This window comes from Microbacterium sp. LMC-P-041, assembly GCF_030209555.1.
Classification (GTDB): domain Bacteria; phylum Actinomycetota; class Actinomycetes; order Actinomycetales; family Microbacteriaceae; genus Microbacterium.
In genome coordinates this window covers 721,711-748,204 of record NZ_JARVRV010000004.1, presented here as the reverse complement: position 1 = coordinate 748,204, position 26,494 = coordinate 721,711, and the positions used below count along the sequence as shown (strand labels likewise).

Annotated in this window: 22 protein-coding genes; 4 read left to right on the top strand and 18 right to left on the bottom strand. The window is 69.8% G+C overall.

The features are described from left to right. Positions 1 to 37 precede the first annotated feature (37 nt). The gene (locus tag QRN21_RS10000; RefSeq protein ID WP_285363886.1) at positions 38 to 508 is read left to right on the top strand and encodes a recombinase family protein; all 471 of its coding nucleotides are present in this window, start codon (positions 38 to 40) and stop codon (positions 506 to 508) included. Positions 509 to 533: 25 nt separating this feature from the next. Here QRN21_RS10000 and QRN21_RS09995 read toward each other — a convergent pair whose 3' ends face one another. From QRN21_RS09995 to QRN21_RS09940, 12 genes are all read right to left on the bottom strand, one after another. Further along, the gene (locus QRN21_RS09995) at positions 534 to 1,286 is read right to left on the bottom strand and encodes a hypothetical protein (protein ID WP_230100960.1); all 753 of its coding nucleotides are present in this window, start codon (positions 1,284 to 1,286) and stop codon (positions 534 to 536) included. Next, complete coding sequence (locus QRN21_RS09990) at positions 1,286 to 2,497, bottom strand: hypothetical protein (RefSeq protein WP_285363885.1); 1,212 nt, start codon at positions 2,495 to 2,497, stop codon at positions 1,286 to 1,288. The genes QRN21_RS09995 and QRN21_RS09990 overlap by 1 nt, the downstream gene beginning before the upstream one ends. Continuing rightward, a complete protein-coding gene (locus tag QRN21_RS09985) occupies positions 2,497 to 2,793 on the bottom strand; it encodes a hypothetical protein (protein WP_053098679.1) in 297 nt (98 codons plus the stop codon). Before QRN21_RS09985 ends, QRN21_RS09990 begins: the two co-directional genes overlap by 1 nt. Next, positions 2,790 to 3,092, bottom strand: coding sequence for an SAV_915 family protein (locus tag QRN21_RS09980; RefSeq protein WP_053098678.1), 303 nt, complete (start codon positions 3,090 to 3,092; stop codon positions 2,790 to 2,792). Before QRN21_RS09980 ends, QRN21_RS09985 begins: the two co-directional genes overlap by 4 nt. A gap of 19 nt (positions 3,093 to 3,111) precedes the next feature. After that, positions 3,112 to 7,086: a type VII secretion protein EccCa gene (gene eccCa, locus QRN21_RS09975; protein ID WP_285363883.1), complete on the bottom strand. Its 3,975-nt coding sequence runs from the start codon at positions 7,084 to 7,086 to the stop codon at positions 3,112 to 3,114. After that, complete coding sequence (locus tag QRN21_RS09970) at positions 7,083 to 8,327, bottom strand: FHA domain-containing protein (protein ID WP_285363881.1); 1,245 nt, start codon at positions 8,325 to 8,327, stop codon at positions 7,083 to 7,085. The genes eccCa and QRN21_RS09970 overlap by 4 nt, the downstream gene beginning before the upstream one ends. Next, positions 8,324 to 9,688: a hypothetical protein gene (locus tag QRN21_RS09965; protein WP_053098675.1), complete on the bottom strand. Its 1,365-nt coding sequence runs from the start codon at positions 9,686 to 9,688 to the stop codon at positions 8,324 to 8,326. Before QRN21_RS09965 ends, QRN21_RS09970 begins: the two co-directional genes overlap by 4 nt. A gap of 118 nt (positions 9,689 to 9,806) precedes the next feature. Next, on the bottom strand, positions 9,807 to 11,243 hold the full coding sequence (locus QRN21_RS09960) for a hypothetical protein (protein WP_285363878.1): 1,437 nt from the start codon (positions 11,241 to 11,243) through the stop codon (positions 9,807 to 9,809). Beyond that, entirely contained in the window at positions 11,233 to 12,570 is a 1,338-nt protein-coding gene (locus QRN21_RS09955) for a S8 family peptidase (protein WP_082586491.1), read from the bottom strand. Before QRN21_RS09955 ends, QRN21_RS09960 begins: the two co-directional genes overlap by 11 nt. Then, on the bottom strand, positions 12,570 to 13,007 hold the full coding sequence (locus QRN21_RS09950; RefSeq protein ID WP_053098672.1) for a hypothetical protein: 438 nt from the start codon (positions 13,005 to 13,007) through the stop codon (positions 12,570 to 12,572). Before QRN21_RS09950 ends, QRN21_RS09955 begins: the two co-directional genes overlap by 1 nt. Positions 13,008 to 13,134: 127 nt before the next feature. Next, positions 13,135 to 13,416, bottom strand: coding sequence for a WXG100 family type VII secretion target (locus QRN21_RS09945; RefSeq protein WP_082298072.1), 282 nt, complete (start codon positions 13,414 to 13,416; stop codon positions 13,135 to 13,137). A 41-nt stretch (positions 13,417 to 13,457) separates the two neighbouring features. Then, positions 13,458 to 13,772, bottom strand: coding sequence for a WXG100 family type VII secretion target (locus QRN21_RS09940; protein ID WP_053098670.1), 315 nt, complete (start codon positions 13,770 to 13,772; stop codon positions 13,458 to 13,460). A 444-nt stretch (positions 13,773 to 14,216) separates the two neighbouring features. Between QRN21_RS09940 and eccD the strand changes: the two genes are divergently transcribed. Genes eccD through QRN21_RS09925 form a run of 3 tightly spaced genes read left to right on the top strand, consistent with a single transcriptional unit; the run spans position 14,217 to position 18,247 of the window. Beyond that, positions 14,217 to 15,551, top strand: coding sequence for a type VII secretion integral membrane protein EccD (gene eccD, locus QRN21_RS09935; RefSeq protein ID WP_056276643.1), 1,335 nt, complete (start codon positions 14,217 to 14,219; stop codon positions 15,549 to 15,551). A gap of 3 nt (positions 15,552 to 15,554) precedes the next feature. Then, positions 15,555 to 16,907, top strand: coding sequence for a type VII secretion protein EccB (gene eccB, locus QRN21_RS09930; RefSeq protein ID WP_072590665.1), 1,353 nt, complete (start codon positions 15,555 to 15,557; stop codon positions 16,905 to 16,907). Continuing rightward, a complete protein-coding gene (locus QRN21_RS09925) occupies positions 16,907 to 18,247 on the top strand; it encodes a S8 family serine peptidase (protein ID WP_187248884.1) in 1,341 nt (446 codons plus the stop codon). Before eccB ends, QRN21_RS09925 begins: the two co-directional genes overlap by 1 nt. A gap of 116 nt (positions 18,248 to 18,363) precedes the next feature. Here the strand turns inward: QRN21_RS09925 and QRN21_RS09920 are convergent, their stop codons facing one another. The 6 genes from QRN21_RS09920 to QRN21_RS09895 are packed head-to-tail and all read right to left on the bottom strand — an operon-like array spanning position 18,364 to position 26,485. Continuing rightward, positions 18,364 to 19,014, bottom strand: coding sequence for a hypothetical protein (locus QRN21_RS09920; protein WP_285363876.1), 651 nt, complete (start codon positions 19,012 to 19,014; stop codon positions 18,364 to 18,366). Further along, positions 19,011 to 19,841, bottom strand: coding sequence for a PP2C family protein-serine/threonine phosphatase (locus QRN21_RS09915; RefSeq protein ID WP_285363874.1), 831 nt, complete (start codon positions 19,839 to 19,841; stop codon positions 19,011 to 19,013). Before QRN21_RS09915 ends, QRN21_RS09920 begins: the two co-directional genes overlap by 4 nt. Further along, entirely contained in the window at positions 19,838 to 21,607 is a 1,770-nt protein-coding gene (locus tag QRN21_RS09910) for a DUF5684 domain-containing protein (protein ID WP_285363873.1), read from the bottom strand. The genes QRN21_RS09915 and QRN21_RS09910 overlap by 4 nt, the downstream gene beginning before the upstream one ends. After that, positions 21,604 to 24,156: a transglutaminase domain-containing protein gene (locus tag QRN21_RS09905; RefSeq protein ID WP_285363872.1), complete on the bottom strand. Its 2,553-nt coding sequence runs from the start codon at positions 24,154 to 24,156 to the stop codon at positions 21,604 to 21,606. Before QRN21_RS09905 ends, QRN21_RS09910 begins: the two co-directional genes overlap by 4 nt. After that, positions 24,153 to 25,523: a DUF58 domain-containing protein gene (locus QRN21_RS09900; RefSeq protein WP_053098662.1), complete on the bottom strand. Its 1,371-nt coding sequence runs from the start codon at positions 25,521 to 25,523 to the stop codon at positions 24,153 to 24,155. Before QRN21_RS09900 ends, QRN21_RS09905 begins: the two co-directional genes overlap by 4 nt. After that, positions 25,520 to 26,485, bottom strand: a complete 966-nt coding sequence (locus QRN21_RS09895) for an AAA family ATPase (RefSeq protein WP_053099368.1) — start codon at positions 26,483 to 26,485, stop codon at positions 25,520 to 25,522. The genes QRN21_RS09900 and QRN21_RS09895 overlap by 4 nt, the downstream gene beginning before the upstream one ends. Positions 26,486 to 26,494: the final 9 nt, after the last annotated feature.

Sequence of the window (26,494 nt, the reverse complement as noted above, 5' to 3'; positions counted from 1 at the left end):
GCTCCGCGCAGGGCAGAATGGATGCCGGAGGTGCGCGATGAGCGAGACGATCGATCCCATGAAGGCGACGGCATCCGTCGACGAGGCCCTGACGAGCCCGCTGCATCTGCCGCACGCGGCTGCGGAGTGCCCCAAGTGCTTCACAGAACTGCAGCAGAATCGCGACTTCTGGCTCGCACGCCCTGACGGTTCACGTCTGGTCGGGCTCGTGGTCTCCCGCGAGGGCATGCCCTCGGTGGTCGAGCAGCGCGACGATCTCACGCGTTTCGGGGTGCCGATCGAAGGATTGCGGCACCCCGCTCCCGACATCCTCGAGAGCTGGAGCGATCGGCTGTCGCGATTGATCAGCACACTGAAGCCCGGTGACGTCCTGGTCGTGGCGAACATCAACGCTCTCGGCCGCGACTCCGAAGAGGGCGCGCGTACCGCCAAGGAGCTGCGTCGCCACGGCATCATCGTCAAGGTGCTGAGTCACGACGCGCGTCATCTGGCCGACGCCACGCGCTGAGCTCGCGGGTTCACATGTCTCGCGCTCAGAAGTCTCCCGAGCGAAGTCGAGCGAGAGTTCCCGCTCCGATCTCGGCGCGGGCCTCGGGGCGTTTCCCGTAGAAGGAGACGAGTTCCGCGAGGATCACCGGATCACTCGCGAGATCGCGCGTCGCCCACGAGGATGGACGCGTCGTCGTCGTCCGGACGACCACGCGATCGCCCTCCAACGATGCAGCCGAGATCTCATCCCAGGCCGCATTCACGCGGTTGCGTGGAATCCGCAGCTCGATCCCGTCACGACGCAGGGTGAGGCGGTGGCCGTCGAGAGGACGGAACCACGAGCGCACGCCGACGGTGAGCAGGATCAGCCCGATCACCGGCACGCCCAGCAGAGTCAGTATCGTCATCCGTTCGGCAGGAACGGTGAAGATGCTCCACGCCCATCCGGCGAGGAGCAGCGCTCCGGCTGCGACGAACGCGCGCAGCGGCCAGACGACCTCCGCCGCACCGCCGAACACGACCGTCGATCCGTCGACCGCAACCCGTACGACCCTCACCCGTTCGATCCGGAGATGAGCGGTCAACAGCCACGCCGCGACGCCGACCGCCAGCACGACCCCCGATCCGAGGAGCTTCATGGCCGGGGCGGGGTCGGCCAGCAGTGTCACCGCATAGAAGACGACTGCTGCCGTGAGCACGACGCCGAGCACCACCAGCCCCGTCGTCGACCCCTTCTGGCCCTGCCATCCGGCATGGCCGGGAACCCAGACGGTCTCCGCGGTCTTCTCCTGCCCCATCACCCGAACAGACCCTTCCACGCCTTCCCGACGCCGTCACCGACGTCGCCGACGAAATCGGTGGTGTTCTCCCACGCGTCCTCGGCGAAGTCCGTGGTCGCGTCCCATGCGTTCTCCATCCCTGCATCGATGGACTCCCGCACGTCCTGCGGCACCCAGCTCTCGTACGCCCAGACAGCGCCGGCGCCCACTGCCACCGCAGCCCCGCCGACGACGACCGCAGTGCCCCAGACCGGCAGAGTGATCACACCCGCCGCGGCGAGAGCCGCGACGCCGGCGGTGGCAGCGATGCCGCCGACGACACCGCCGCCGATCTCCACAGCAGTGGAGGAGGGGTCGTCACCTGTGGACATGTCGGAACCCAGGTTCCAGATGTCGATGCCCCAACCCACGACCGGCAGCGCCTTGCCCGCTCGGGAGAGTCGCCGAGCGAGGTCTTCCGCCTCGTCCGCCGCCCAGCGCATTCCGCCGGGGTTGGCCGCCTCAGCAGCCGCCTTCACAGCCGGGTTCCCGGACCGCAGCTCGCGCACGAAGTCGGAGGCCCCGAGGCGGAGATCCTCCGCATGGGAGACAAGGTCGGTCGCCGTCGTCTTCCACGCGAGCGCCTGCCCTTCCAGGTAGATCTTCGGAGCCTCACCGCCCGCCTCGTGGAGCCCGGCGAGGATCTTCTGTGCGGTGGACTGCGTCGGGAGCCCATCGAGGAAGCCGTCGAGATTCTCGCTGATCCAGACTTCGAGCTCGCCCCACCACGAACCGACGTCCTCGGCGATCTTGTTGTACAGGTCGATGCGGTCGAGGTGCTGCTGCCACTCATCCCAGTACGGATCGTCGCGCGTCGCAGGACACACGGGAATCAGGGAGACCGGCCGACCGATCACCATTCCGTTCACGGGGAGCCCCTCGCCGCGGGCCTTCTCCCGATGCGCGGCGAAGTCCTCCTTCATCCGCTCCAGCTGGCCGGCGTACGAGCGCAGCTTCTCCGCCGCGTCGCGCGCCAACCCTGCGATCTCGTCCGCCGCGTCCGTGGTCCGCGACAGGATGGTGACGTAATCGTCAGCCGATTCGCCGTACCAGTGCGATCGCACGCCCGTGGGGATGAAGCTCGTCGTGCGGGACGAACCGTCGGCCGCGTCTTTCAGACCGGGATCGAGCCACTCCGCAGCCGCCCGCACCTGCGCGGCGTCACCATGGGTGGTCGTGTCGATCGTCATCAGAGGTCCTCGACGATCGTCGCGACCGGGGTGAGCTGATCGATCACGTCCTGCTCGTTCGTCGCAGAATCCTGTGCGATGGCACGGACGATCTCTCCGAGCGTGCCGTTGATCCGGTACAGCGCGTCGACGCCGTCACCGACCCGCATCATGATCGCCGCCACCGCATCGGAAGCGAGGCCACCGTCGACGGCGGTCGGAATGGCGGCGAGCTTGCCTTCGATCGCCTCCACGGCCTCCTCGTGCATGCTCGCGTGGACGGCCATGACCTCCGGGTCCATCGCGATGCGAGTCATGCGATCGCCCCGTCCCGTCGATACGACGCGGGCACATCGAGATCGAAGATCACGACGTCGTACGGCTGCGCGCGCTTGATCTCCGCGAGGTCCTCGGTGCGCACCAGGATCCACGGCTGCCGTTCGCCCGCAAGCGTCAGCAGCCGGTCGAGCGCCGTGTATGCGAGGAGAGCGAGCCGCCCGTCCTTCAACTCCCTGATCTCGACGAGCTGCGCCTCCGGAGTCGACGTCACGCTCAACGGCAGATACAGCACGGGCGGCACCATCGGCTGAGACGGCGTTAGGGGTTCGAAGGTCATGACGGCCTCTCTCTCGGTCCTACTGGTAGCTCGGCGGCACCCACAGCAGCTGGGCGGCGACCAGCCCGCGGTCTCGGCTGACGATCTGGGCACGCCCCGGAATGGCCGGGATCGCCTTAACCTTGCCGATCAGCTGACCCTCCTCGGGGTTTCCCGAGAGCAGGATGCCGGTGGCACCCAGGTCGGTCATCCGCTGGATGATCGGATCGTAGGCCGCGCGGCTGGCTCCGCCGGTGCGACGCGTGAGGATCACGTGGAGCCCGAGGTCGGCGGCCTGCGCGAGCAGAGGTGCGAGCACAGCGACCGGATTGCCCTGCGACGTCGCCACGAGGTCGTAGTCGTCGATCAGCACGAAACCTTCGGCGCCCTTCCACCACGACCGGGAGCGCAGCTGGTCGGGCGTGACATCGGCGCCGGGGATGCGGCTCTGGAAGAACTGCGCGAGCTCGCTCATCCCGCCCTCGGTCATCTCGTGCGACGTGAGGTAGGCGCCGAGATACTCCTGCGGTATCTCGCCCAGCAGCGCTCGGCGATAGTCGACGACGAAGATCTTCGCCTCCGTCGGGCCGTAGAGACGCGTGATCTCATGCACGACACCACGGAGCATCGACGACTTGCCCGAGTCGGCGTCGCCGTAGAGGTAGAGCAGAGGCTCTTCGAGCGGATCGATCGAGAACGGGGCCAGGTTGGCCTCGTCGATTCCCAGCAGGATCTCGCGGGGTTCCGAGCCGTCGGTCGAAGCGGCGGCGGCGACCGCTCGCAGATCGGCGTGGCTGATGCGCGACGGCAGCAGACGAAGCTTCGGACCCGCGGGGCCGTGCCACGCTGATGCCACCCGGGTGACCAGGTCGTCGATGCCGTCGGCCAGCGAGGAGGCGTCATCGACACCGTCGATGCGTGGCAGTGCGGTCAGCATCTGCAGGCCGTTCTCGTTGAGTCCGCGGCCCGGGATCGACGTGACGTTCTCGGCGGCCTTGCGGTTGACCTCGGAGTCGGTCGGATCGCCGAGGCGCAGCTCGATGCGGGTGCCGATGAGGTCCTTGATGTTGGCTCGGACCTCCATCCAGCGCGACGCCGTGATGACGATGTGCACACCGTAGGTGAGGCCGCGCGCGGCGATCGCCTGGATCTGCGGTTCGAGCATCTCGAACTCGGCACGCAGGGTTCCCCAGCCGTCGACCAGGAGGAAGATGTCGCCGTAGCCGTCGTCAGCGAGTCCCTGGGCGCGGCGCTGGCGGTAGGTGTCGATCGAGTCGATGCCGTTCTGACGGAAGTACACCTCGCGGGCGTTGAGCAGGCCCGTGACCTCGGCCACCGTGCGACGCACGATGTCGGGTTCCGAACGCGTGGCCACCCCGCTGATGTGCGTGAACCGCTGCAGGCCGGTGAAGCTGCCGCCGCCGAAGTCGATGACGAAGAACTGCACCTCCTGCGGAGTGTGCGTGAGCGCCAGTGCGACCAACGTGGTGCGGGCGAGGGTGCTCTTGCCGCTGAGCGGAGCGCCCACGATCGCCATGTGACCGGCCGCCCCTCCGAGCGAGATCGCGAGGTTCTCGCGTCGCTGTTCGAGCGGAACGTCGACGATTCCCAGCGGCACGGTGAGTGCGCCGGCGCCCCGCCAGCGCGGGGAGATGAGACCGAGGGCGGGGTCTTCGACGAGGTCGCCGAACAGCTGGTCGAGCGTCGCGGGCGTCTCGAGCGGCGGGAGCCACACCTGATGGGCGGCCGGTCCTCGGCCACTCATCGTCTCGACGGCGATCTCGAACGTGTTGCGCTTCTCTTCGGGCTCGGCGTCGACGACGACCTCAGGCTCGTCGACGGGCGTCTCGGCCCGCCACACGGGTTCTGCGGTGAAGAGCTCGACCGCTGTCGACCCGGTGCTCTGCGCAGAGCCCGATGTCGCGCGGCGCCGACGGCGGGGCGGGGGCCCGGACACATAGGCGGCGCGGAACTGCGTCATCGTCTCGGTGTCGGACTTCAGGATTCCGGCACCGGGCTGAGTGGGCAGGTGGTACGCGTCAGGAACTCCGAGCACGGTGCGCGACTCGGCGGCCGAGAACGTGCGGAGGCCGATCCGGTACGACAGGTGCGTGTCGAGACCGCGCAGCTTGCCCTCCTCCAGGCGCTGCGAGGAGAGCAGCAGGTGCACCTGGAGCGAACGTCCGAGGCGACCGATGTTGACGAACGTGTCGACGAACTCCGGCTTCGCCGACAGCAGCTCCGAGAACTCGTCGGCGACGATGAGCAGAGCGGGAAGCGGAGCGAGGTCCGTGCGTCCGCCACGGCGGGCCTTCTCGTAGTCTGCGACGTTGGCGAAGGGCCCCGTCGCCCGCAGCAGCTCCTGACGGCGGACCATCTCGCCCTGCAGCGCATCCTGCATACGGTCGACGAGCGAGATCTCCTCGCCGAGGTTCGTGATGATCGCCGAGACGTGGGGCATGTCCGCCATACCGGCGAAGGTGGCACCACCCTTGAAGTCGACCAGCACGAAGTTGAGCTGCTCGGGAGAATGCGTCATCGCCAGCGCGAGCACGAGCGTGCGGAGGACCTCGGACTTGCCCGAACCCGTCGCACCGATGATGAGGCCGTGCGGGCCCATGCCCTGCTGGGCCGATTCCTTGATGTCGAGGATCAGAGGGCTGCCGTCTTCGGTCTGCCCGATGGGCACCCGGAGACGGTCGCGCTCGAGACGCGGGGCCCACGCGGCATCGAGATCGAGATCGCGGACGTCGGGAAGGCCGAGCAGCTCGACGAGCTCCGCCTGATCGGTCGCGCTCTTCTTCTTCGCGATGGTCGTGCCACCCGCGTAGAGGGCGATGAGTCGACGCGCTGTCGCCTCGGCCTCGACGATGCTGATCGAGTCTGCTTCGAACGGACGCGCGGGAACCTGCAGGCTGACCAGCTCGGCTCGGCGACCCTTGTCCCCCGGCTCGAACGCGATGCGCAGGGCGTTCGGATCGTCGAGATCGCCCCACCGTGAGGGGAGGTCGATCACGGTCACACCCTGCACGCCGTCGCCGCTGACGAGCGCGTCGTTGAAGGAGGTGCTGACCCCATCGGTCAGGATGACGATGTGCGGCACCTTGGCACCGGATCCGTCGCGCGCGAAACGCGACCGCTCCCTGACCTCGGCCGGAAGCATCTCCTCGAGCTCCGACAGCTGAGAGCCGATCATGCGCGCAGCGCCGAGCCCGTCCCTGACCGTGCGCGAGTGCGTGTGCGGCATCCACTTCGCCCACTCCCACTGCGGGAGCACCGCCGCGTCTGCCGCGATGACGACCTGCACCGTGTCGGGATCGTGCATCGTCGCGAGGTGCAGCAGGATGGCGCGGGCGAGGCCGCGGGACTCGGTCTCGTCTCCCGTGATCTCGACACGGGCGTAGTCGCGCAGCGTGATGCCGAGCGAGAGGTTCTTCTGGATCTCGTGCGTCAGCATGAAGCGGTGCGCGGCAGAGGCGGCGACCGGGTCGAGCTGGGCGAGCGGCGGCAGCTCCGGCGCCTCGAGCGAGATGCACAGCGGCTGGTCGCTCGTGCCGACACGCACCGTCAGGAAGTCGGGGTCGTTCATCCCGCGTTCCCACACCCTGGTGCGCTCTTCGGCGATGTACGGCAGCGCCGACGGTGCGGGGAGGTGCCAGTTCGCGGCACGGCGCTGCTGGCGAGCCGCGACCCGCACGGTCTGACGCAGCTCGGTCAGGTAGGCGAGATACTCACGGCGCGAGCCGAGCGTCGCGGCCTGCCGCTGGGATCGCTGACGCCATCCGTTCACCGCCACGAAGCCGAGCGACGACAGCAGGAACATCCCGCCGGTGAGCAGTCCGGTCACCGACTGGTTCGACATCGTGACCATGACGATCGCGCCCACGCTGCCCAGCATCGGCAGGAGGGATCCGAGGATTCCCATACCGCCGTCATTGGGCTGCAGCTCGGGCGGCGCCTGGACGGGGAGCTTTCCGGAGGGGACTCGGGGCGGCGCGAGACGGGGTCCTGTCATGCTCTCTCTCCGGCGCTGCTGTCGGTGGCCAGCAGGAGGCTGATGGTGAAGCTGCGATTGCCGATGCGCACCCGGTCGGCGTCGTCGAGCAGAACGCGCTCGCCGGCGACGAGCTCGGTCGTCTGCCCGTCGTCGGATCGGATGTCGGACCCGTTGGTGGAGCCGAAATCGGTCACCCAGGTTCTGCCGCGCGAGTGCTCGAGCCGGAGGTGCGTCTTCGACACCGAGGAGTCGGGGTCGGTCACGGTCACGAGCCGATCGTCGTGCACACTCGCCACCGGCGCGCGACCGATGTTCGCCGCCAGAGGGAGCCCCAGCTGCACGCGCTGGCCGGTGTCGAAGATCAGGAGCAGCGCCCCGGACTCGGATGCCGGAGTCGGAGCATCGGAATGCTGCGCAGCCGGCGGGGCGACGGTGAAGAGCGGCTTGTCGTCACCCTGCGCCGCGGGGGCGGGCTTCTCGGTGCGGTGCGAGGCCGCGCGGGCGTCGGTGGGCTCGGAGTCCTCGTCGACGACGGACGGATGGGCACCGAGGGGCACGACCTGCGGAGGAGCGAGCGGAGTGGCGACCTCGGCGACCGTCGCCTCCTGCGGCGCATCGGCGGGCGGCCGAGGCGGGACGGCGACGACGACCGTGCCGGCCACGCGATCGGCCCACGATTGACGACGTCCGCCACGGTCCCATGCGCTCGAGGCGACGACGACCCAGCTGCCGACCGCGACGAGGAAGCCGGCGCCGGTGATGATCCCCCGCACGAACTGGCGCCCCACGCCGGGCGAGTACGGCCGGTCGCCGCGAGACGCGCGCAGACGCAGCACGGCGTTGCCCAGGGTGAGTCCTGTGCGCGCTTCGAGCACGCATAGGAAGATCGCGAGCTCGGCGACCGTGAGGCCGGCCAGCAGCATGCTGCGAGTGGTGATGAGGACGATGGACGCGGCGAGGATGACGGCGGCGCTGTCGAGCGTGAAGGCGGCGATCCGCGCCCCGGTCCCCGCGGGCGAGCCGACGAAAGCCGGACCGAGCCCGTCTTCGGGTCGTCTCGTCCTGGCGCGTGTCGAGACGATCGGAGTGGGGCTGGGAGGCGCGGATGCGGACCGGAGGGGCGCGCCGTCGACACCGGGTGCCGCGGCGATCAGTGCCGGCGGGAGCGCCGGGACCTCCCCGAGCTGGCCGGGTCCGGGCTGGACGGGTGGGATCGCTCCACCGCCCGGCCAGGACTGTGGTTCACCGTTCCCGCTCATCCGGCCATCATTCCACGAACGAGGGACAGCACATTCGCGTAGAGCAACGCCGCGGGAAGGGCGAGGGCGACGGCGAGCCATTCGAAGGCGTCACCGAAGCGCGACCAGATGAGTGAGCTCGCGCCGCGGGAGACGGGGATGATCACGGCGACCGCCGCGAGGCCCACCGCGAACAGCACGGCGGCGCCGAGCACCTGGAAGCCGGAGCCCAGCGCTGCGGCCGCCTGCAGCCCGGCGACCACGGACACCACCGCCGCCGCCGCACGCGGGAGCCAGCGGAGGATGCGCGACGTCGTGTGCCGAGGGGTCAGGAGGAGTGCGAGCGCGACGCAGACGAGGAGTGCGATACCACCCGAGATCACGAAGGGGTCGTCCGGCCACGGGCGCAGGAAGGCGAGAGGAGCCATGAGCGCGGCGACGACGCTGAGCACCGCTGTTCCGGCGATGAGCCGGGCCGAGGAGTCATCGACGACGGCGATGATGCGCTCGGGCCGCAGCAGCCCGACCGACTCCGGGATCGCTCCTCGAACCGTCCACCGGCTGGTCATGAAGTGCTTGTAGTCGATGAAGTACCCCTCCGGGAGGTTCACCAGGCTGCTGGGCAGTGCGCGCAGCCCGAGCGGCACGAGTCCGAGAGAGATGGCTGCGGCCTCGGCGGGGCCCCATCGCAGCAGCAGCGAGAGCCCCCAGACCGCCGCGAGACCCACGAGGAGCACCGTCGCCGTTCCGGCGGCCGCGCGCATCGGACGGGCTCGGGCAGAGACGGCGATGACCGAAGTGGTGATGCCCGCGGCGAGGAACCCGGATGCGGCGGAGAGGTGCGCACTCGCGTCGAGCTGAGCCGGGATCAGGAGCGCTCCGGCCGAGAACGACAGGAGGACAGGCGCGAGGACGCCGAGGATGCCGCGCACCCCCGCTGCGGAGTCCCGGCGCGACCATGCGACGGCACCGCTCACGGCGCCGACCACGAGGAGGAGACCGATCAGGAGCCTGAGCAGCGGATCTCCGGCCCCCTGGGCGAAGACCGCGACGAGCAGCAGTCCGCTGACGCCGAGCATCCACCATCGGGCGCCGTGGTCCGCGCGCGAAGGCCGCTCCGGCGCGCCCGTGGCTCGCGCCTGCGGCGCGAGTGCCGTGCGGTCGATCAGCGCGTAGAGGCCTCCGTCGATGAGGTCCTCGCATTCGGTGTCGCCGGGGATCTCGAATCCGCCGGGACCGATCGTCGCGAAGCGATCGGCCGTCGACAGTCCGCTGAGGACGAGCGCGTCATCGAGGGTCTCGTCGAAGGGAAGCGAGAGGTCGAAACGACGGTCCTCGCTCTGAAGAACGATCCGACGCCGTTCTACCGTTTCGACTGACATACCTGAACCCTATCGACCGTGTGCGGCTGCTCACTCCGCGGCGTGACCGACCACCGACCATGCACGCGTGCGGGTCGTGGACGGCATCCGCCGTCCACGCCCGCCGCGGTGATCCTGATCAGTCCGCGTGCTCGTCGCGGGAGCCCGCCTGGGCGCCCTTGGCACGCGGACCGCGCTCCTCGTCGTCTTCGAGCTTGGGAGCGATCGGACCACCGAGACCGGAGCGCTTGGCCTTCTCCTCCTCGTCGGCGCCTCCCGCGCCGCCCATCATTCCCATACCCGGACGCATGCCGGATCCTGCTGCGCCGGACGAGCCCGCCGCACCGCCTGCTCCGCCGACACCGCCAACACCGCCAGCGCCACCGACGCCGCCAGCGCCACCGACACCTGAGCCGAATCCACCCGCGCCGCGCGCACCCACTCCGCCGACGGCGGACTTGCCCAGCAGGCCGCCACTGCCTCTCTGGCCGGCGCCGGACGAGCCTCCGAGTGCGGGTCCGCCGAGGGTGCCCATGCTGCCGATACCGGCGATCTTGGATCCCGCAGCGATGGCAGCGGCTCCTGCGCCGCCGCCCACGATGCCGCCGATGCCGCTGCCCCCACCGATGACTCCGCCGGGGAGCGTCGAACCGGGGTGCAGCGGATACCCGCCTCCATTTCCTGAACCGCCGCCGCCGGTGCCTCCCGGCAGCACGCCGCCGCCGGGGAAGTCGACCGTCGGGTCATCGCCGCCGGTATCACCGGGGCCTCCCGGTCCGTCGGGGTCGTACTCCCAGTCTCCGGGACCATCGGGAATCGTCGGATAGGTGGGGTCAGGCAGGTACTCGGGGACGGTCGGGTCCGTCGGCGTCGGCGGGACATACTCGCCGACCCCTCCTCCACCGCCACCGGTCTGGTATCCACCGCCACCGGGCGTGTACCCGGACGGGCCGCCGCCGATCCCCGGGGATCCGATCCTCGGGGCGTCGATCTCCGCGCCCGGGATCGGCTCGTCAGAACCGGACGGGGCCTTCGACGACCGGTAGTCGACCTCGTTCATCGCGCGGGCCGCCTGAGCCAGCTTGTTCGTCGGCTCCGTCAGCGACGCCTCGACCTTCTGAACGACCTCGCGCGCGGCATCCTCCCGCTGGTTGCCGAGGAAGTCGCCGATGGCGTCCAGAGCCTTGTCCGCCGCGAGCGGACCGAGGACCGGGTGCACCACCAAGGACGCGCCCTTGGCAGCGTTCGCCCAGAAGGGGTCGATCGATGCCGACGGGAGTTCGGCGGCCGCGATCTCGCGTCGAGCCGAGTTGCCTTCGACGACCGCGGAGTCCACGGCCTCGACGAGTCTGAGAATGGCCGACACCTTCGACCGGATCTCGTCGATGTCAGCGGTCGCCCCCTTGGCGGACTCGCCCTCCCAGAACTCGGAGAGGCGCACGGCCGAGAGCGCTCGCTCCAGTGAGGTGAACGCATTCGTCACGGCCGAGAGCCGCGGGATGATCGAGTCGTCGAGCTGCCGGATGCGGTTCAGTTCCGCCTCGTACCCGCCCGGGCCCATCTGCTTACCGGCCATGGTTTCCCCCTTGTTCGGTGGTGTCTCGTCGTGAGGAGCGTGTCAGTACGATCGCGAGGATGATCCCGCCGATCACCAGCAGCAGGAGGACGATCCCTCCGCCGATGAGCCAGGGAGTGATCGGCGATGCCTGCTGATCGGGTTGCTCGGCGACCGGCGCGTCCGTCGGGACGGGTGTCTGCGCGCCGCCTCCGAGCGCCGCCTTCGCCTCGTTCACGTCGCCGAGAGACGGCTGCGCGTACGTGTCCTCGGTGTCGAAGAGCGGATTCACGTCAGGATATTTCGACGGGTCGACCGCGAGCATCCCGGTGAGGGAGGCCGCTCCATACCCGGTGCTGTCGTTCCACTCCGGCTCGTGCTCGCCCTTGGTGCCCGTGTTGTGGATCAGGCTCTGGATCAGCTGCCCTGCTGTCGCATCCGGGTACTTCTGCTTGACCATCGCGAGGAAGCCCGCGACGATAGGCGTCGAGAACGACGTTCCCGACCCGATCTGCTGGGCGTCCCAGGAATCCGGGGTCCCCTGCAGGAGGAGCCCGACCCCGGGTGCGGCGACGACGACGTCCTCTGCCAGGTTCGGCTTGCCGTTCGTTCCGGTCTGGATCTTGCCGTCCTCACCGAAGGCCTGCACCGCGACGACTCCGTTGAGCCCCGCGGGCCACAGGCTGATCCCGTCCTCGTTCGACATGCCGGCGACGACGACCGCGTCGGAGGCATAGGCGTCGGCGAGACCCTGCCGCATGTTGATGCTGCTTCCGGAGGAGATCGAGATGATGTCGGCGCCATCTGCCGCGGCGTCCGAGATCGCGCGGTCGAGAGCGAAACGACCGTCGTCGCCCAGCTCCTCGCCGTTCTCCTGGAGGCACTCCGCATCGCCGCCGTCTTCGCCGATGACGCCGTCGAGGACGCCGGTGCTGTAGAAGACCACCTCTGCCCCCGGCGCCACACCCTTGACCGGGGCGCCCCCGGCCGGAGCCTCGCCGGTTCCGGCGATCATCGAGACCACCTGGGTGCCGTGAGAGGACTTGCCGTACTCGGCAGAGACCGCCGGATACGGCTGGCCGGTCGCGTCGAAGCAGTACGAGGAGTCATCGACGGTGACGTTCGCCCCGCGGAGCCCGACCACGTCGGGGTTGATCTGACTGTCGATCACGGCGATCTTGATTCCCGCCCCGTCGAAGCCCGCATCGTGCGCCTCTTGGACCTTGCCGCGATCGAACCACCACAGACCCGACGCGGCGGCCGCTGTCGCGCTCGAGGGCACGGCGATCGCGGCGGCCAGCGCCATAGCGCCGACCGCCGCGATCACTCCGCGGCGAGTGCGTCTCATCAGTAGTCGGCCTCTTCGGGCTCATCGGCACCCGTAGACGTCGGTGCAGATGCCTGGACTCCGGCTGAGCCCCCACCCGTCGCGCCGGTCCCAGCGCCTGTCGATGTCGCGGTGTCGCCGTCGCCCTGGGCGACGGCCGAGTCCAGCAGCGACACGATCAGCTTCGTCTCGTCGGCGAGCGACGCGTCCTGCTCGGCGATCTGCATCACGGCGGCGCGAATCACGTCGTGAGTGTCCTGGATCTTGGCGATGGTCCGCGCCGTGGCGTCTCCCATCGACTGCGCGGCATCGGCCACGGCCCGCCGGAAGTCGACGGTGGCCTTCGACGACCCTCCCTCGGAGACCGCCACCTCAGACGGGCTGGGGAACTCCTGCAGCTCACGCAGGATCCGCTTCAGCTCAGCAAACACTCCATCGAAGTCGATTGCGATGCTCATCGACGACCCTCCCCTTCACAACGGCAGATGATTCCGAAACATCTGCTGCGCCCTCCGACTCGATCGCCGAACAGCACAGCAGACGGCGCGGGCCCGGCGCATCGCTGCGTCGGGCCCGCGCCACGGATCAGGCCCCGAAACGCCCAGCGGCCGACTTGTCGGTCTGGACGTACTGGCCCGAGATCTCCTCGGTCTTGCCCGCGATCTGCGTGAGAAGCTGCTGCATCTCGCTCAGCGAACGGTTCCACTTGGCCTGAGCCTGGTCATACGCCTGCTGCGCGGAACCATCCCACGCCGCACGGAGCTTGCTGACCTCGGACTCGAGACGGTCCAGCTCGGAACGAATACCCTGCGACCCGCTGCGGATCTGCGCTGCCAGAGCGTTGACCTGCTCCGGGCGAACTGACATCGACTGCATCATGTTCTCCTTGAAATCTCTGTGGTCTACGCTCAGGCGCCCATCATCGAGCCGAGGCCCGAGATGGTCTGCTGGTGAGCTTCTTCGGTCGCAGCCTGGTCACGCTCGGTGCCCGCAAGAGCATCCTCGAGCGTCACGAGGACCTCATTGAGCTGACGCGCCTGCTCGTCCCACCGCGACATCAGCGTCGTGAACGACACAGCAGCCGCACCGGTCCAGAAACCACGCAGCTGCTCGATCTCACCGCGGACCTTCTTGGTCTGCTGGTCGATCCCGGACTTGGTCTCCCGCACCGCCTGGGCTCCGCGACGCAGAGCCCCTTCTTCTGCGGAGATGACATCAGCCATAACTCACTCCCTCCGGTCCACATGGGACACACGTGCGGGGGAGCGCATCCCAGTCTTGGGACGACAACGAAACAACCCCCCACGAATCTGTTTCACGACACAGGCTAGAACACATCGGAACGAATCGCCAGATTTCATGATGCATCCGAGCGGAGATCCTGCAGTCGATGGAGAAAATCGAAGATGCTCAGTTCAGCGCCCTGTCACGGCACACGATCAGCGCGCTGGTTCCCCCGCGCTTCGAGTATCGCGTAGAGGCTCGAGAGGTCCTGCCTCCGATCACCAGAACGCACAGCGCATCCTCCGGGAGATCGTGCAGTCGATGGAGAAACGTCGCATCCCGCGACTGTGCGTTGTCGCACGCCTCAACTAGGGTGAAAGGCGGAATGCGCAGCCACGGGTCTCCTCCCGCCCGGCTGCACACCATGGAGGGGGCATCGTTCCATGACTCAGAGCAGCGCAACGGCAGGCACCGTGCTGCGGCTTTCCGTCGTCAGCGACGACCGTCGGCTCGACGTCGGCGTGCCGTCGCAGGTCCCGCTGGTCGAGATCATCCCCGGGTTCGCCCGGAGTCTCGGCGTGCTCGACCCGACCCTCACCCACGGCGGCTACTCGTTGCAGCGAGCCGATGGCACACCCCTGGACCCGGCACGCGGCGCGGCGGCGCAGGGGGTGCACGACGGAGAGCTGCTCACTCTCGTCCGCGGCGGCCTCATGCAGGAGCCGCGCGTCTACGACGACGTCGTCGAAGCGGTGATCGACGCGACGGCAGAGCAGCACGGCTCCTGGACGCCCGCGGACAGCTCGCGCACAGCGCTCTTCGTCAGCCTCACCTTCCTCGCCCTCTGCGCGCTGCTGCTCGTCGCCACACCGCCGACGTCCCTCCTGCCCGCGATCATCGCGGGCTCGGGAGCCATCGTCCTCAGCGTCGCGGCCGCCGTGCTCATGCGTCTCCGTCAGCCGGAAGCCGGACACGCCCTGGGACTCACCGCCGCAGCCTACGGAGGGCTCGCGGGTTTCCTCGCCGTTCCCGTGCAGAGCATCTGGGGCTGGCCGCTCGCGGCCATGGGACTGGGTCTCGTCATCGTCGGCGGCCTCGGCCTCGCCGTCACCCAGGAGAAGCCCGAGATCCATCTCGTGCCGATCGCGCTCGGCGCCTCGATCGGCATCACCGCGACGACCGCCGCGATCTTCGGCGATGCGCTCGCTCCCTACGCGATCATGCTCGCCACGACCGCACTGCTCGCGAACGGCATCCCGTGGCTCGCTCTCAGCTCGACGCGCATCAGAGTCATCTCCCCTCAGAGCGACGCCGACATGTTCGCCGCACCCGAGCCCATCGATGCCGACGAGGTCAAGCGCCGCGCCGCCGCGGGGACGCGCACTCTCATCGCACTGCGCGCTGCGCTGGGCCTCGCGGCGCTGATCGCGACCCCTCTGGTCGCCGGGAGCGGCGTCTTCGGCGCTCTGCTCTGCGTGCTCGCGTTCGTGGGCATGATGTTCCAGTCGCGTCAGATCCACGCGCGCCTCGGCGTGCTCGTCCTCATGGCCATCGGCGCGATCGGGCTCGCCGTCACCGGTGTGACGGTGGCACTCGCTCTGCCCGACGTCCGCACCTGGATGCTTCTCATCCTCGTCGTGGCCACCGTGATCCTGGTCGGTCTCACGCTGCTCACGCCGAAAGCGCGTCTGCGGCTCACGAGGCTGGGCGACACGGTCGAGGTCATCGCACTCGCTCTGCTGCTGCCGCTCGGCGTCACGACGGCCGGACTCATCTGACCCATGGCGACCAAGAAGGATCTGATCGAGGCCCAGGGCTTCAGCAGGCGCCGCCTCCTCTCGGCGTTCACCGGCGGAGCCCCCGGGGGCAAAGAGCTCGACCCCGCGAAGCCCCTGCGCGCGGTCGTCGCCGGAGTCGCACTCACGGTCGGCGTGATCCTCGTCGGGGTGTTCTGGGGAATCATGCAGCCCGGGCTCCCCGGCGACTGGCAGAACAACCGCCTGATCGTCGCGACCGACACCGGTGCCCGCTACGTCTCCGTCGAGGGCACGCTGTACCCGGTGATCAACACGGCCAGCGCGCGGCTTCTGATCCCCGCCGGAGAGTTCAAGGTGGTGCGCACGGATCAGGCGGCGCTCGACGGGATCCCGGTCGGCCCCTCGATCGGCATCCTCGGTGCGCCCGATGATCTGCCCGCGCCCGCGGCGCTGATCAACTCCTCCTGGACAGCGTGCATCGACGACACGGCCGGCGCCGCCGTGTCACTGTCGAGCGCGCCGATCGCCGAGGTGTCGACGGGAACCGGTGCCGTCGTCCAGCGCGGCGACGAGCTGTTCGTGATCGCAGACGGCAAACGCCACGCAGTGCCCGCCGACGATGCCAACGCCGTGCTCCGCGCCGTCGGACTCGGCACCAGCGACGTCCTCGAGGTCGACGGACGATGGCTCAACCTCTTCGAGTCCGGTGACGAGCTCGAGCCGATCCGCATCAACGGCGTCGGCGCATCGGTGCCCGGAACGGATCTGAGAGCCGGCACGATCGTGCACACCCAGGGCAGCCCTGCCGACGAGCGCTACGTGGCGCTCGGCACCGGCGAGCTCGCCAGGCTCAGTCCCCTCGCATATCAGCTCTACCTCCTCGGCAGCGGCCAGGAGGTCGGTGCTCAGCAGGAGGTCTCCCCCGCCGAGGTCGCCGACGTGGAGACCCGCCCGTACATCGGGGGCGAGGACTGGCCGACGCTGCCGTTGACCACGCTCGCCGCCGGCGAGACGCCCTGCGCGATGCTCACCGATGACGCGCACACGGTGCTCGCGGCGACGACCACCGAGTTGCCCGAGCAGCGCTCCGGCGTCGATGTGAAGGTCGGTGGCGGCGCCCTCGTCGAGGTCACGGGTGGGTCCGAGGACGCGGCGGGTCTGGCCGTGCTCATCGACGAATCCGGCACCGCGTTCGCGATCCCCGGTGCTGCAGCAGCGCAGAACGCCGAGGAGTCCGCAAGCGGCCCCATCGCTCAGCTCGGGTACTCCCCCGATGACGTCGGACAGGTGTCGGACGCGTGGATCGAGTTCTTCGCCGCCGGCCCCGCGCTGACCTCCGATGCTGCGAGAGAGTCGCCCGGCTCGGGGACCGACTGATGCGCGGCCGCACAGCCGCTCTCACGGCCGTCGTCCTCGGCGCCACGCTGCTGGGCGCACCGGCATCCGCTCTGGCATCGCCTGCCGTCCCGACGTCGATCGCATCGATGGCGACGTCCGGCGATGCCTGCACACCCGGCAACGTGGTGTTCACGCCCGAGGTCCCACCCGCCCTCGCACTGCTCGGTGCTGACGAGGCCCACCGCGTCGCCACGGGCCGAGGGGTCGTCGTCGCCGTCGTCGACTCGGGCATCGATGCCGGCAATCCGCATCTCGCCGGAGCCGTGATCGGCGGTGTCGATCTCGTCGGAGACGGCGAGCGGGCTGACGGTCTGACCGACACGACCGGGCATGGCACGGCGATCGCCGGGCAGATCGCCGCACAGCCGGTCGCGGACTCCGGCGTCGTCGGACTCGCGCCCGACGCCCGGCTGCTCTCCGTGCGAGTGTTCCGCAGCGAGCAGCAGCAGGACAAGGACAAGGGGTACGGGCCCACCTCGCAGCGCATCGCGGACGGCATCCACTGGGCGGCCGACAACGGCGCGGACATCATCAACGTCTCGATCTCGCAGACAGCCGACTCCCCCGATCTCCGGGCGGCGGTCGAACACGCGTCCGCCGTCGGCGCCCTGGTCGTGGCGAGCGCCGGGAACAGGGCGTCAGATCCGGACGCGGAAGACGGCGCTCGCTACCCCGCGGCCTATGAGCAGGTTCTCGGGGTCAGCGCGGCCGACGCCACCGGACGCGCGACCGATGACTCGATCCACGGCCCCCAGGTCGGCGTGACAGCCCCCGGAAGCACGGTGCTGAGCGCCGCGGTCGGCGGGGGCGACTGCGTCTTCGCCGCCGATGCCCCTGCCTCGAGCTTCGCGACCGGATACGCGAGCGCGGCCGCCGCACTGGTGGCGCAAGCGCACCCCGAGGATCCGCCCGCCGGCTGGGCGTATCGGCTCACCGCCACCGCGCTGCGAACCGACGCCGACAATCGGGACGACATCGACGGCTGGGGCTTCATCCAGCCGCTCGCCGCCATCGAGCTGCTCCCGGATGAGACGACGCGCGGGCCCGTGAGCCCATACTTCGACACCTCGGAGAGTGCCGTGCGACCGCCCGCAGCCACCGCCGACCCCGACCATGGAGCGTCGCCGTTCCTGCTCACACGGGAGGCCGCGCTGTTCACCGCGATCGGCGGAGCGACTCTGCTCGGTGTGCTCGGCATCCTCATCGTGCTGCGTCGCCGCAGAGAGCAGCCGGTCGTGGATCCGGTCGAGGTCGAACGCGAAGGCGGACTGCTCAACATCCCTGGTCCGGCATCGGGTGACCCGAGCACGTTTCACTGAGACGCGCGGCGCGATGGTCCGCAGCGGCACGGCGCGGCCGCTTCAGGGCACCCAGGCGGCCCGACGGCCGGTGGGAGTGCGCGGACGCTGAGCACGGCTCCGTCAGAGTGAGGGCGTCACCCGAAGACGAAGAAGCCCAAACCCACCAGACCGGCGGCGGAGACGACGCAGGCCGCTGCGAACGTGATGAGGGCCGCCCGGCTCCAGCGCAGTCCCTGCTTCGCGACCGACGGGAGATCCGGGTCCACCGTGCGCGTGGGCGCCGCGGCGCCGATCACGACGGGCGGGGCAGAAGGGCCGAGCGGGGCCGGACGCGGCCGGTAGATCTCCGGTGCCGGCGCATCCGTCGGCGCCTCGAACGAGGCGGGCACGTCAGCCTCTGCGCGGTCGGCAGAGTCGTCGCTGTCGGCGGGCTGTTCCGATCTCTTGCGTCGCACACGACGCGGCGTCCGGGAGACGAGCATCGTCGACTCGTCGACAGGGTCGTCCTCCCGATCGGCACCTGGCTCCTCAGCCTCCGCGGGTCTCCGGTCGACGACGACCGTCGCCTCGTCCACGTCATCCGCTGGCTCAGCGGGTTCGGCGAATTCGGCGGGCTCGGCAGGCTCGACGGGCTCAGCGGGTTCGGCGACTTCGGCAGACTCGGCAGGCTCGACGCGCTCAGCGGGCTCGGCGACTTCGCCGGGCTCGGCGACCGATCTCCCCCGGCGCCGATCGCGTCGGGTCAGCATGACGGTCTCTTCGACCTCGGTCTCGTCGTCCGTCATCTGGCTCGAACCGGGATCGTCGTGCCCTCGAGCATCGAATCGGTCAGCGAGGCGGATGCGGCATCGCGGCCCGCAGTGAGGTCGTCCGGGCGCCCGTTCGCGCCTCCCGAGATCACGTCGATCACGACGACCGACACGTTGTCGCGACCACCCGCTTTGAGCGCCCGGCTCACGAGAGCCGCTGCCGCGGTCTCCGGTCGCCCGTTCATCGTCAGGGTCGCTCGGATCGCCTCGTCGCTCACCTCGCCGCTCAGGCCGTCGGAGCAGATCAGCAGTCGCTCGCCGTCGACCACGGGCAGCAGCCAGCTGTCCGCGGTGCTGTCGGGAGCACCGATCGCCCTCGTGATGACGTTGCGCTGCGAGAACGTCGAGAGATCCTCGGCGCGGAGCTCACCGGCATCCACCAGTTCCTGCCCCAGCGAATGATCGATCGTCAGCTGTGTCAGCTCGTTGCCGTGGTGCCGGTAGACACGGGAGTCGCCGACATTGAAGACGAGCCAGTGCGGCGCGCCGTCGTGATCGACGAGAGCGACACCGGTCACGGTGCTTCCTGCCCCGCGCTTGTGCTCGGCGGAGATGTCATCGACCACAGCCGAAGCGCGACTCAATGCCTGTCCGATGTCGGCGACGTCGACCGTCGCCCCGCGAAGCGGCTCGAACGCCTCCACCACCGCAGCGCTCGCACGATCCCCCGCCTCATGCCCGCCCATGCCGTCCGCGACGAGGAAGACCGGGGACGCCACCAGCACCGAGTCCTCATTCGCCGAGCGCGTGAGACCGGTGTCGGTGAGTGACGCGACGCTGAGGACGACCGAGGAGAGCGTCATGAATCGCGCTCCGCGATCACATGCATCCCCACTTCACCGAGGATGAAGCGGCCGTTTCCGGTGACGCTCTCTCCGGGATCGAGCAGGGTCTCGGTGCCGTTCTCCTCGACCACGACGACGCCGTTCGTGGCGTGCAGATCGGTGAGACGCCACTCGTCGTCGTGCACGACGAGACGAGCGTGCGTCTTCGACAGCGTGCGGGTCGTATCGGAGATGGCGAGTCGCTGCTCGCCCGGCTCGCCGATCGGATTGCGGCCGATCACGACGCTGGCGCCGGACAGCGAGAACTTCCGTCCGTCATCGAGCACGAGCGATCGGCGGACTCCGCGCTTGCGGGCGACGACGACGGTGGCGTCGAGGTCCTCGTCGACATCGTGCGTCGGACGCGGTGTGACGACCGTCTTGTCGACGTCGGCCGCGAGGCCTCCGAACGGCATCGCGAGGGGCGCCGGGACGGGTTCCTCGACCGCGGGTGCGGGCGCTGCATCGGCCGGGGGCACCACGGCGGTCGCAGGCACATCCGCGGTGGTACCCGCAGCCGCGGGGGACGACGGGACAGGACGGATCACCGGCGCCTGCGGCTGTGCATCCGAGAGGCCACCATCTCGGAACGAGGGCGGAGCGGGCCGCACCATCCGCTGCGCCTCTTCGGCGGGCGCCGCGGGAGGCGGGTTCTCCGCCGGCCGCTCGAACTCGGGCACGGGAGCGGATGCCGGGGCCGCCGCCGGTGTCGGCGCCGGTGTCTGTGCCGGTTGCTGAGGCACGACGTCGTCGGATACCGGCACCGGCGGCGCGGGTGGCTGCGGCACCGCCGGAGCCACAGGCGCGCCACCCATTGCGGCCATGATGCCGGTGGTCGGGTGCGCCTCGGTCGGAGCCGGCGGGTTCGCGGCGGGTGCCCGCTCCGCTGCAGGGGGCTCAGGTGCGCGCACCGGCGCGGGCGGCGCAGGAGGCTGCAAAGCCGGCGCCTGAGGAGCCGCAGGCTGAGGAGCCGCAGGCTGAGGAGCAGGAGGCTGAGGAGCAGGAGGCTGCTGCGCGAAGGACGAGGTGGGCGGCTGCGGCGGAGCGAATGATGCCGCCGGCGCACCCTGCACAGCGGGCTGTCCGGCGACGGGAACCGGTGGGGCGCCCGGAACGGGAGGGGCGCCCCACCCTGAACCCGCGGGACCACCGCTCGCCGCGGCTGCGGTCGCAGTCCGGTCGGGCTGCGCGGTCGGACGGCTCGGTGCGGCGTAGTCGGGGAACACGGGCGCGGGGGCGTCAGGCTTGCTCTGGGTATGCGGAGCCAGCGACGGGATCGTGTACCCCGATGCGTCCCTCGCCGGGGTGGCCGTGGGCTGCGAGCTTCGGCGCGGGCCGGGCTGCAGAGCGGCCAGCCGTTCGCCCTCGGGGTACGGCGGCGCCCCCCAGGCGAGAACCGTCGCCCAGACCGGGGGCAGAAGGATCGCGAGCACCGTCATTCCCGCACCGCGACCGAACCTCCGATTGATGCGGTGGGTCGCGACGACCTTGAGGTAGATGCCGTACAGCTGCACGATCGGGATGAAGTAGAACACCACCGACCACGCCGGCACTCCGCCGCGCGCCAGGATCTCCGCCTCGTTGAGGATGGGGACCCAGCCCTTCCACCCCTCTCCGTCGATGCGCGGGAAGAGGCGCGACAGCGCCAGCGCGTACCAGACGTAGACGGCGAGGCCGATGAGCACGCCGACGCCGCCGACGATGGCGAGCATCGTGACGTAGCCGGTATCCACGGGCGCGATCATGAGTTCCCCTTCTTCCGGTCGCCGGGCGACCAGGTCAATCCGAGCGTAGCGAGCACAGGCACGGCGGCCGTGAATCCACGACCGTTCGCGCCCCGTATGCGACCGACGAACGACGTCGGTCGCACGCGCATGACGATGCGATGCCACCATCTGCCTGCCGCTGCGAGCTCCGTCCGCTCGGCGTCGACGATCTCCCAGGCGGCGCGCGCATCCTCGTCCGTCGGAGGATGCTCGGCGAACACGGCGCGATCGACGATCTCTGCCAGGCGGTCCGCTGCCTCTCGGTCGGTCGAGAGCGCGCGCTGGATGCGGGTGCCTTCGGCATCCATCGGCACATCGTGGTCGGCGTACACGTCGACCAGCTCCTCCCACGCCCCGGCGAGACGCACCTCGGGATCTTCGGCGGTTCGGCGGGCCCTGGCTCGCTGCCGTTTGGCCAGCAGCAGCACGAGGAAGGGCAGCGCGAGCAATGCCAGCGCGAGCATGCCGAGCCCCACAGCGCGGAGGATCGGCAGCAGGACGGCGAGCACCTCTGACTGCGGCGACTCGAGCGGAGGCGCGTCATTGTTGGAATCGCTCTGCGCCTGAGGCGGATCCAACGCCTCCGACCGGGGCTGCTCGGGCACCGTGGGATGCTCGGGCAGCTGCTCGCCCTCGGTGATGGAACTCGGAAGCATCGCGTACTGCGGTGTGGTGTCGACCGGCATCCACTCGCCGCCCGATCCTCTCACCTCGACCCAGGCGCTCATGTTCGCGCCCGTGCAGGTCTCCGTGCAGGCGGGAATGCCGGGCACCTCTTCTGCGGCCGCAAGGCGCGCACCGATCACGACTCGGGACTCGAGCCCCCAGTGCTCGGCGAGAAGCGCCGCTGCCACTGAGAACTGCTCATCGTCGCCGACCGCCGACACGAGCAGCTCGGGCGCGGCATCCGAGCCTGCCCTGCGCTCCTGTTCGAGCAGGTCGGTGAACAGCTCCTCGATGCGGGCCGCGGAGTGTCCCGCATAGCTGGGTGCGAACGCGTACCCCTCGGACTCCTTCAACGAGGCGATCCATCCCGCCGCCACCTCATCGTCGATCAGCGCGTGGCTGAGGTAGCCGCGGGAGCGCAGGCGGTCGATGATCTCGAGATACCCGGCCCCGGTGCGGGGCTGCTCCTGCATCTCGGCCCACTGGGTGAGCGCGGGATACAGGTCGGTGTCGAGGTTCGAGGCACCGCCCTGCACGGCGGTGATGTCGCCGGGGCTCGCCGGGGCGTCCACGAGCACTCTGTAGCGATCGCCCGGAACGAGCCCTTCCCCCCCGCCGGGCGCCTCTGCCACGGTGATCGCCGTGTCGCCGCCCGAGTTGACGTGGAACCCGTCGGCGAGCGCTTCGGCGCGCGCACCCGAGAAGTCCGGCGCCTCGGCGAGACCGGCCGGTGAGGGGACCCAGATGCCCCGGTAGGCGTCGCCGATCGTGATCCCGAGCGACACGCGGCCCTCGCCGGGCATCGCGCTGCGGGGCAACCGGCTGAACCGGTCGTCCGGCGCGATGTGGAAGTCCTCGCCGTCGTACGAGTCGAGGGTGACGAGCCGGAGGCGCTCCAGCGCTCCAGAATCGCCCTCCACCTGCACGACCGTGTCATCGAGAGTGCTGCCGGCGAACCACGACCGGTAGGCGCTGAGGGGGCTCGCCTGCTGCTGCACGACGATCATCGGCTCGACCTCGTCGCGCAGAACGGAGCGGTCGCTCCACCCTGCCGCGGCGGGAGCCACCGCGAAACCGGCGACGAGGGCGATCACCGCGAGACCGGCCGACAGGAGATGCCGACGGATCGTGAGCCACACCGGGGTCGCCCGGCGCGAGATGTTCGCCGCCGCGACGGTGCGCAGCGCCTGTGCCCGCTGAAGCCGCGAGCGTCCGACCAACCAGACGAGAGAGACCACGAAGAGCGCGACGCCGATCAGCCATTCCCGAGGAGCGGGAAGCGCGACGCCGAGCACCGAGACCGGAGCCGTCGTGCCGCTCACACCGAAGGCGATTCCGAAGACGCTCATCGCGGTCACGACGGGAACCGCTATGGTCGCCCGGCGTCCGCCTTCGAGCACGAGCAGAGTGGCGATGAAGGAACCGAACAGCATGACCACGAGGAGCGGGATGAGCACCGCCTGGTACTCACCGAGGGGCGGATTCAGCGTCAGCATCTGCTTCCAGCCGAGCACCACCCCCAGCACCGCGTCGCGGATTCCGCCCAGGAACGCGGGAAGCGACGAGAGCGCCGAGGGGATGGCGAGCGGAACCGAGACGACCAGATAGACGCCGGTCACCGCGAGCGCACCGATCAGCAGCCCCCACCGCAGCAGCCGGGTCAGCACGGCGACGACCATGCCCAGCAGGCCGCCGATCAGGCCGACCGCCAGCGCCCGGGGGGACTCGTACACCGGCCATGCAGCCGCCGTGGCGAGACCGATGCCGACCAGCACATATCCGAGAGACCAGAGGGTCAGAGCCGAGAGCGCGAACGTCCGGCGCGACCTCGCGACGCCGCGCCGCGGACCCGCGGCGCTCATCGCAGTGCTCCGCGGGCGAGCATCTGCGGAAGGTCGCCGAGTGCGCCCAGCGTCATCACGGCGAGTTCGCGCGCCGTGCGCAGGGTGGGCTGCTCGCCGAGTTCGCTGCGCACCGCGACCGCCTCGACCGCCGCCGGCAGCGTGATGGCGGCGTGGCGCAGACGCTCGAGCGGCATGCGCGAGCCCGTCATCAGGAATCCGATCGACAGGTCGGGGTAGGACTGGGCGGTGAGCGCGGCGACCGCCTCGAGCCGCATCACGCGGTCGGCCGGATCGATGGTCGAGGTGGCATCGAGGAGGGCCTTGGGAGTCACCGTGGGAAGAGTGCGTATCGACAGCAACTCGGCACGGCTGTGCTCGGGGATCTCGTTGCTCACCGAGAAGAGCACGTCACGACCGTCGCGCACACCCTGCAGGGCGAGGGATGCGGCGGCGCTGACCGTGTTCTCGAACTCGTCGTCGCTCTCGTACGACTCGCTGTCGAGGTCGAGGATGATGGCGATGCGAGCGTGCCGCGACTCCTCGTACTGACGCACCATGAGCTTGCCGGTCTTGGCGGTCGACTTCCAGTGCACGTGCCGCTGCGAATCGCCCACGACGTACTCGCGCACCGCGTGGAACGAGAGGTCGGCATCGACGAGGGTCGAACTCGGCGTGCCCTCGAGATCGCGGATGAGACCGGCGCTGGTGCTGGGCAGGCGCACCGTGACCGGATGCACGTGGATGCGCTGGACATCGGGCCAGCGCAGCTCACGGCGGAGGATGCCGATCGGATCACCGCGGGTGATGGTCATGGGGCCGACGTCGATGACACCGCGGCGGTGGGCGGCGATCGTCAGCTGCTCGCGATGGTGGGCGGCGGGGCGCAACAGGGGGACGTGCGCTTCGACGAGCCCCTCCCCCACGGGAACGTCGACGATGCCGGGCAGCGACAGACGCTCGCTGTTGTTGCGCACGTCGAGCGTCGCACCGATCTCTGCACCGGCGACCACGCGGTCGCGGTCGAGGGTCAGCTCGATGCGATAGTCGTGGGTGCCGAGGATGAAGGGGATGCAGGCGATCAGCAGCACGAGCGCGATCGCCGCCACCGCCCACGCCTCGACCCAGCCGAACAGCAGCCCGGCGGTGACGCACAGGACCAGCGCCGCGACGACCAGCATCCCGGCGGATGTGACCGTCTCACGCACCCACGCGACAGCCGCACGGGTTGCGCGCTCCGTGCTGCGAGCGGCCCGACGCACGCCGAAGACGGCGCCGCGGACAGGTCCGCGGCGCGTGCGGTCGTAGCGCGTGACCGTCGACGTGCGCGTCGACGTGCTGGTGCCCGCCGTGGTGCGCGTCAGACGGGACTCGGTGCTGAAGCTCACGCAGTGCCGTTCTCGCGCGGCGGCTCGACGTCGAGCAGGATCTGCCCCACCACGGCGACCGCGGTGACGCCGTCGAACTCGGCCTCCGGCTCGAGCACCAGGCGGTGCGCGAGGGCGACGACGGCGAGCTCTCGGACGTCGTCGGGGGTGACGAAGGTGCGACCGTTCTTGGCAGCCCACGTCATCACGAGACGTGACAGGGCGAGGGCTCCTCGCACACTGGCACCGAGGCGGACCTCGGACGCTCGACGCGTCGCATCGACGATGCGCATGATGTAGTCAGAGACCAGCGGGTTCACGTACACGCCGCGGGTCATCTCGGCCATCGTGAGGATGGTGTCGACGCCGACGATGCCGTCGAGCACGTGCTTCGGCTGGGCTGCTCCCTGGAGGATGCGCATGGTCGCGGCTTCGTCGGGGTATCCGATCGACGTCTTGATCATGAAGCGGTCGAGCTGCGCCTCGGGCAGACGGTAGGTGCCGCCCTGCTCGATCGGGTTCTGCGTCGCCATCACGAGGAACGGCGATCCGACCGGCCGCGTGACGCCGTCGACCGTGACCGTGCCCTCTTCCATGACCTCCAGCAGCGCCGACTGCGTCTTCGGGCTCGCCCGGTTGATCTCGTCGGCGAGCACGATGTTCGCGAAGACGGGACCGGCGTGGAACTCGAAGGCGCCCTCCTTCTGGTCGTAGACGGTGATGCCCGTGACATCGCCGGGGAGCAGGTCGGGCGTGAACTGGATCCGGGTGCTCGTTCCCGTCACGGTCTGCGCGATCGCCCGCGCGAGAGCCGTCTTGCCTGTGCCGGGGAAGTCCTCGAGCAGCACGTGGCCGCCGCTGACCGCCGCGGCGAGCACGAGCTCGATCACGTGCCGCTTGCCGAGGATCGCCTGTTCGACGTTGGCGGTGAGGATCGAGAACGTCTCGGCGAACCAGGCGGCCTGTTCGGCGGCGATGGTCACGGGAGCAGC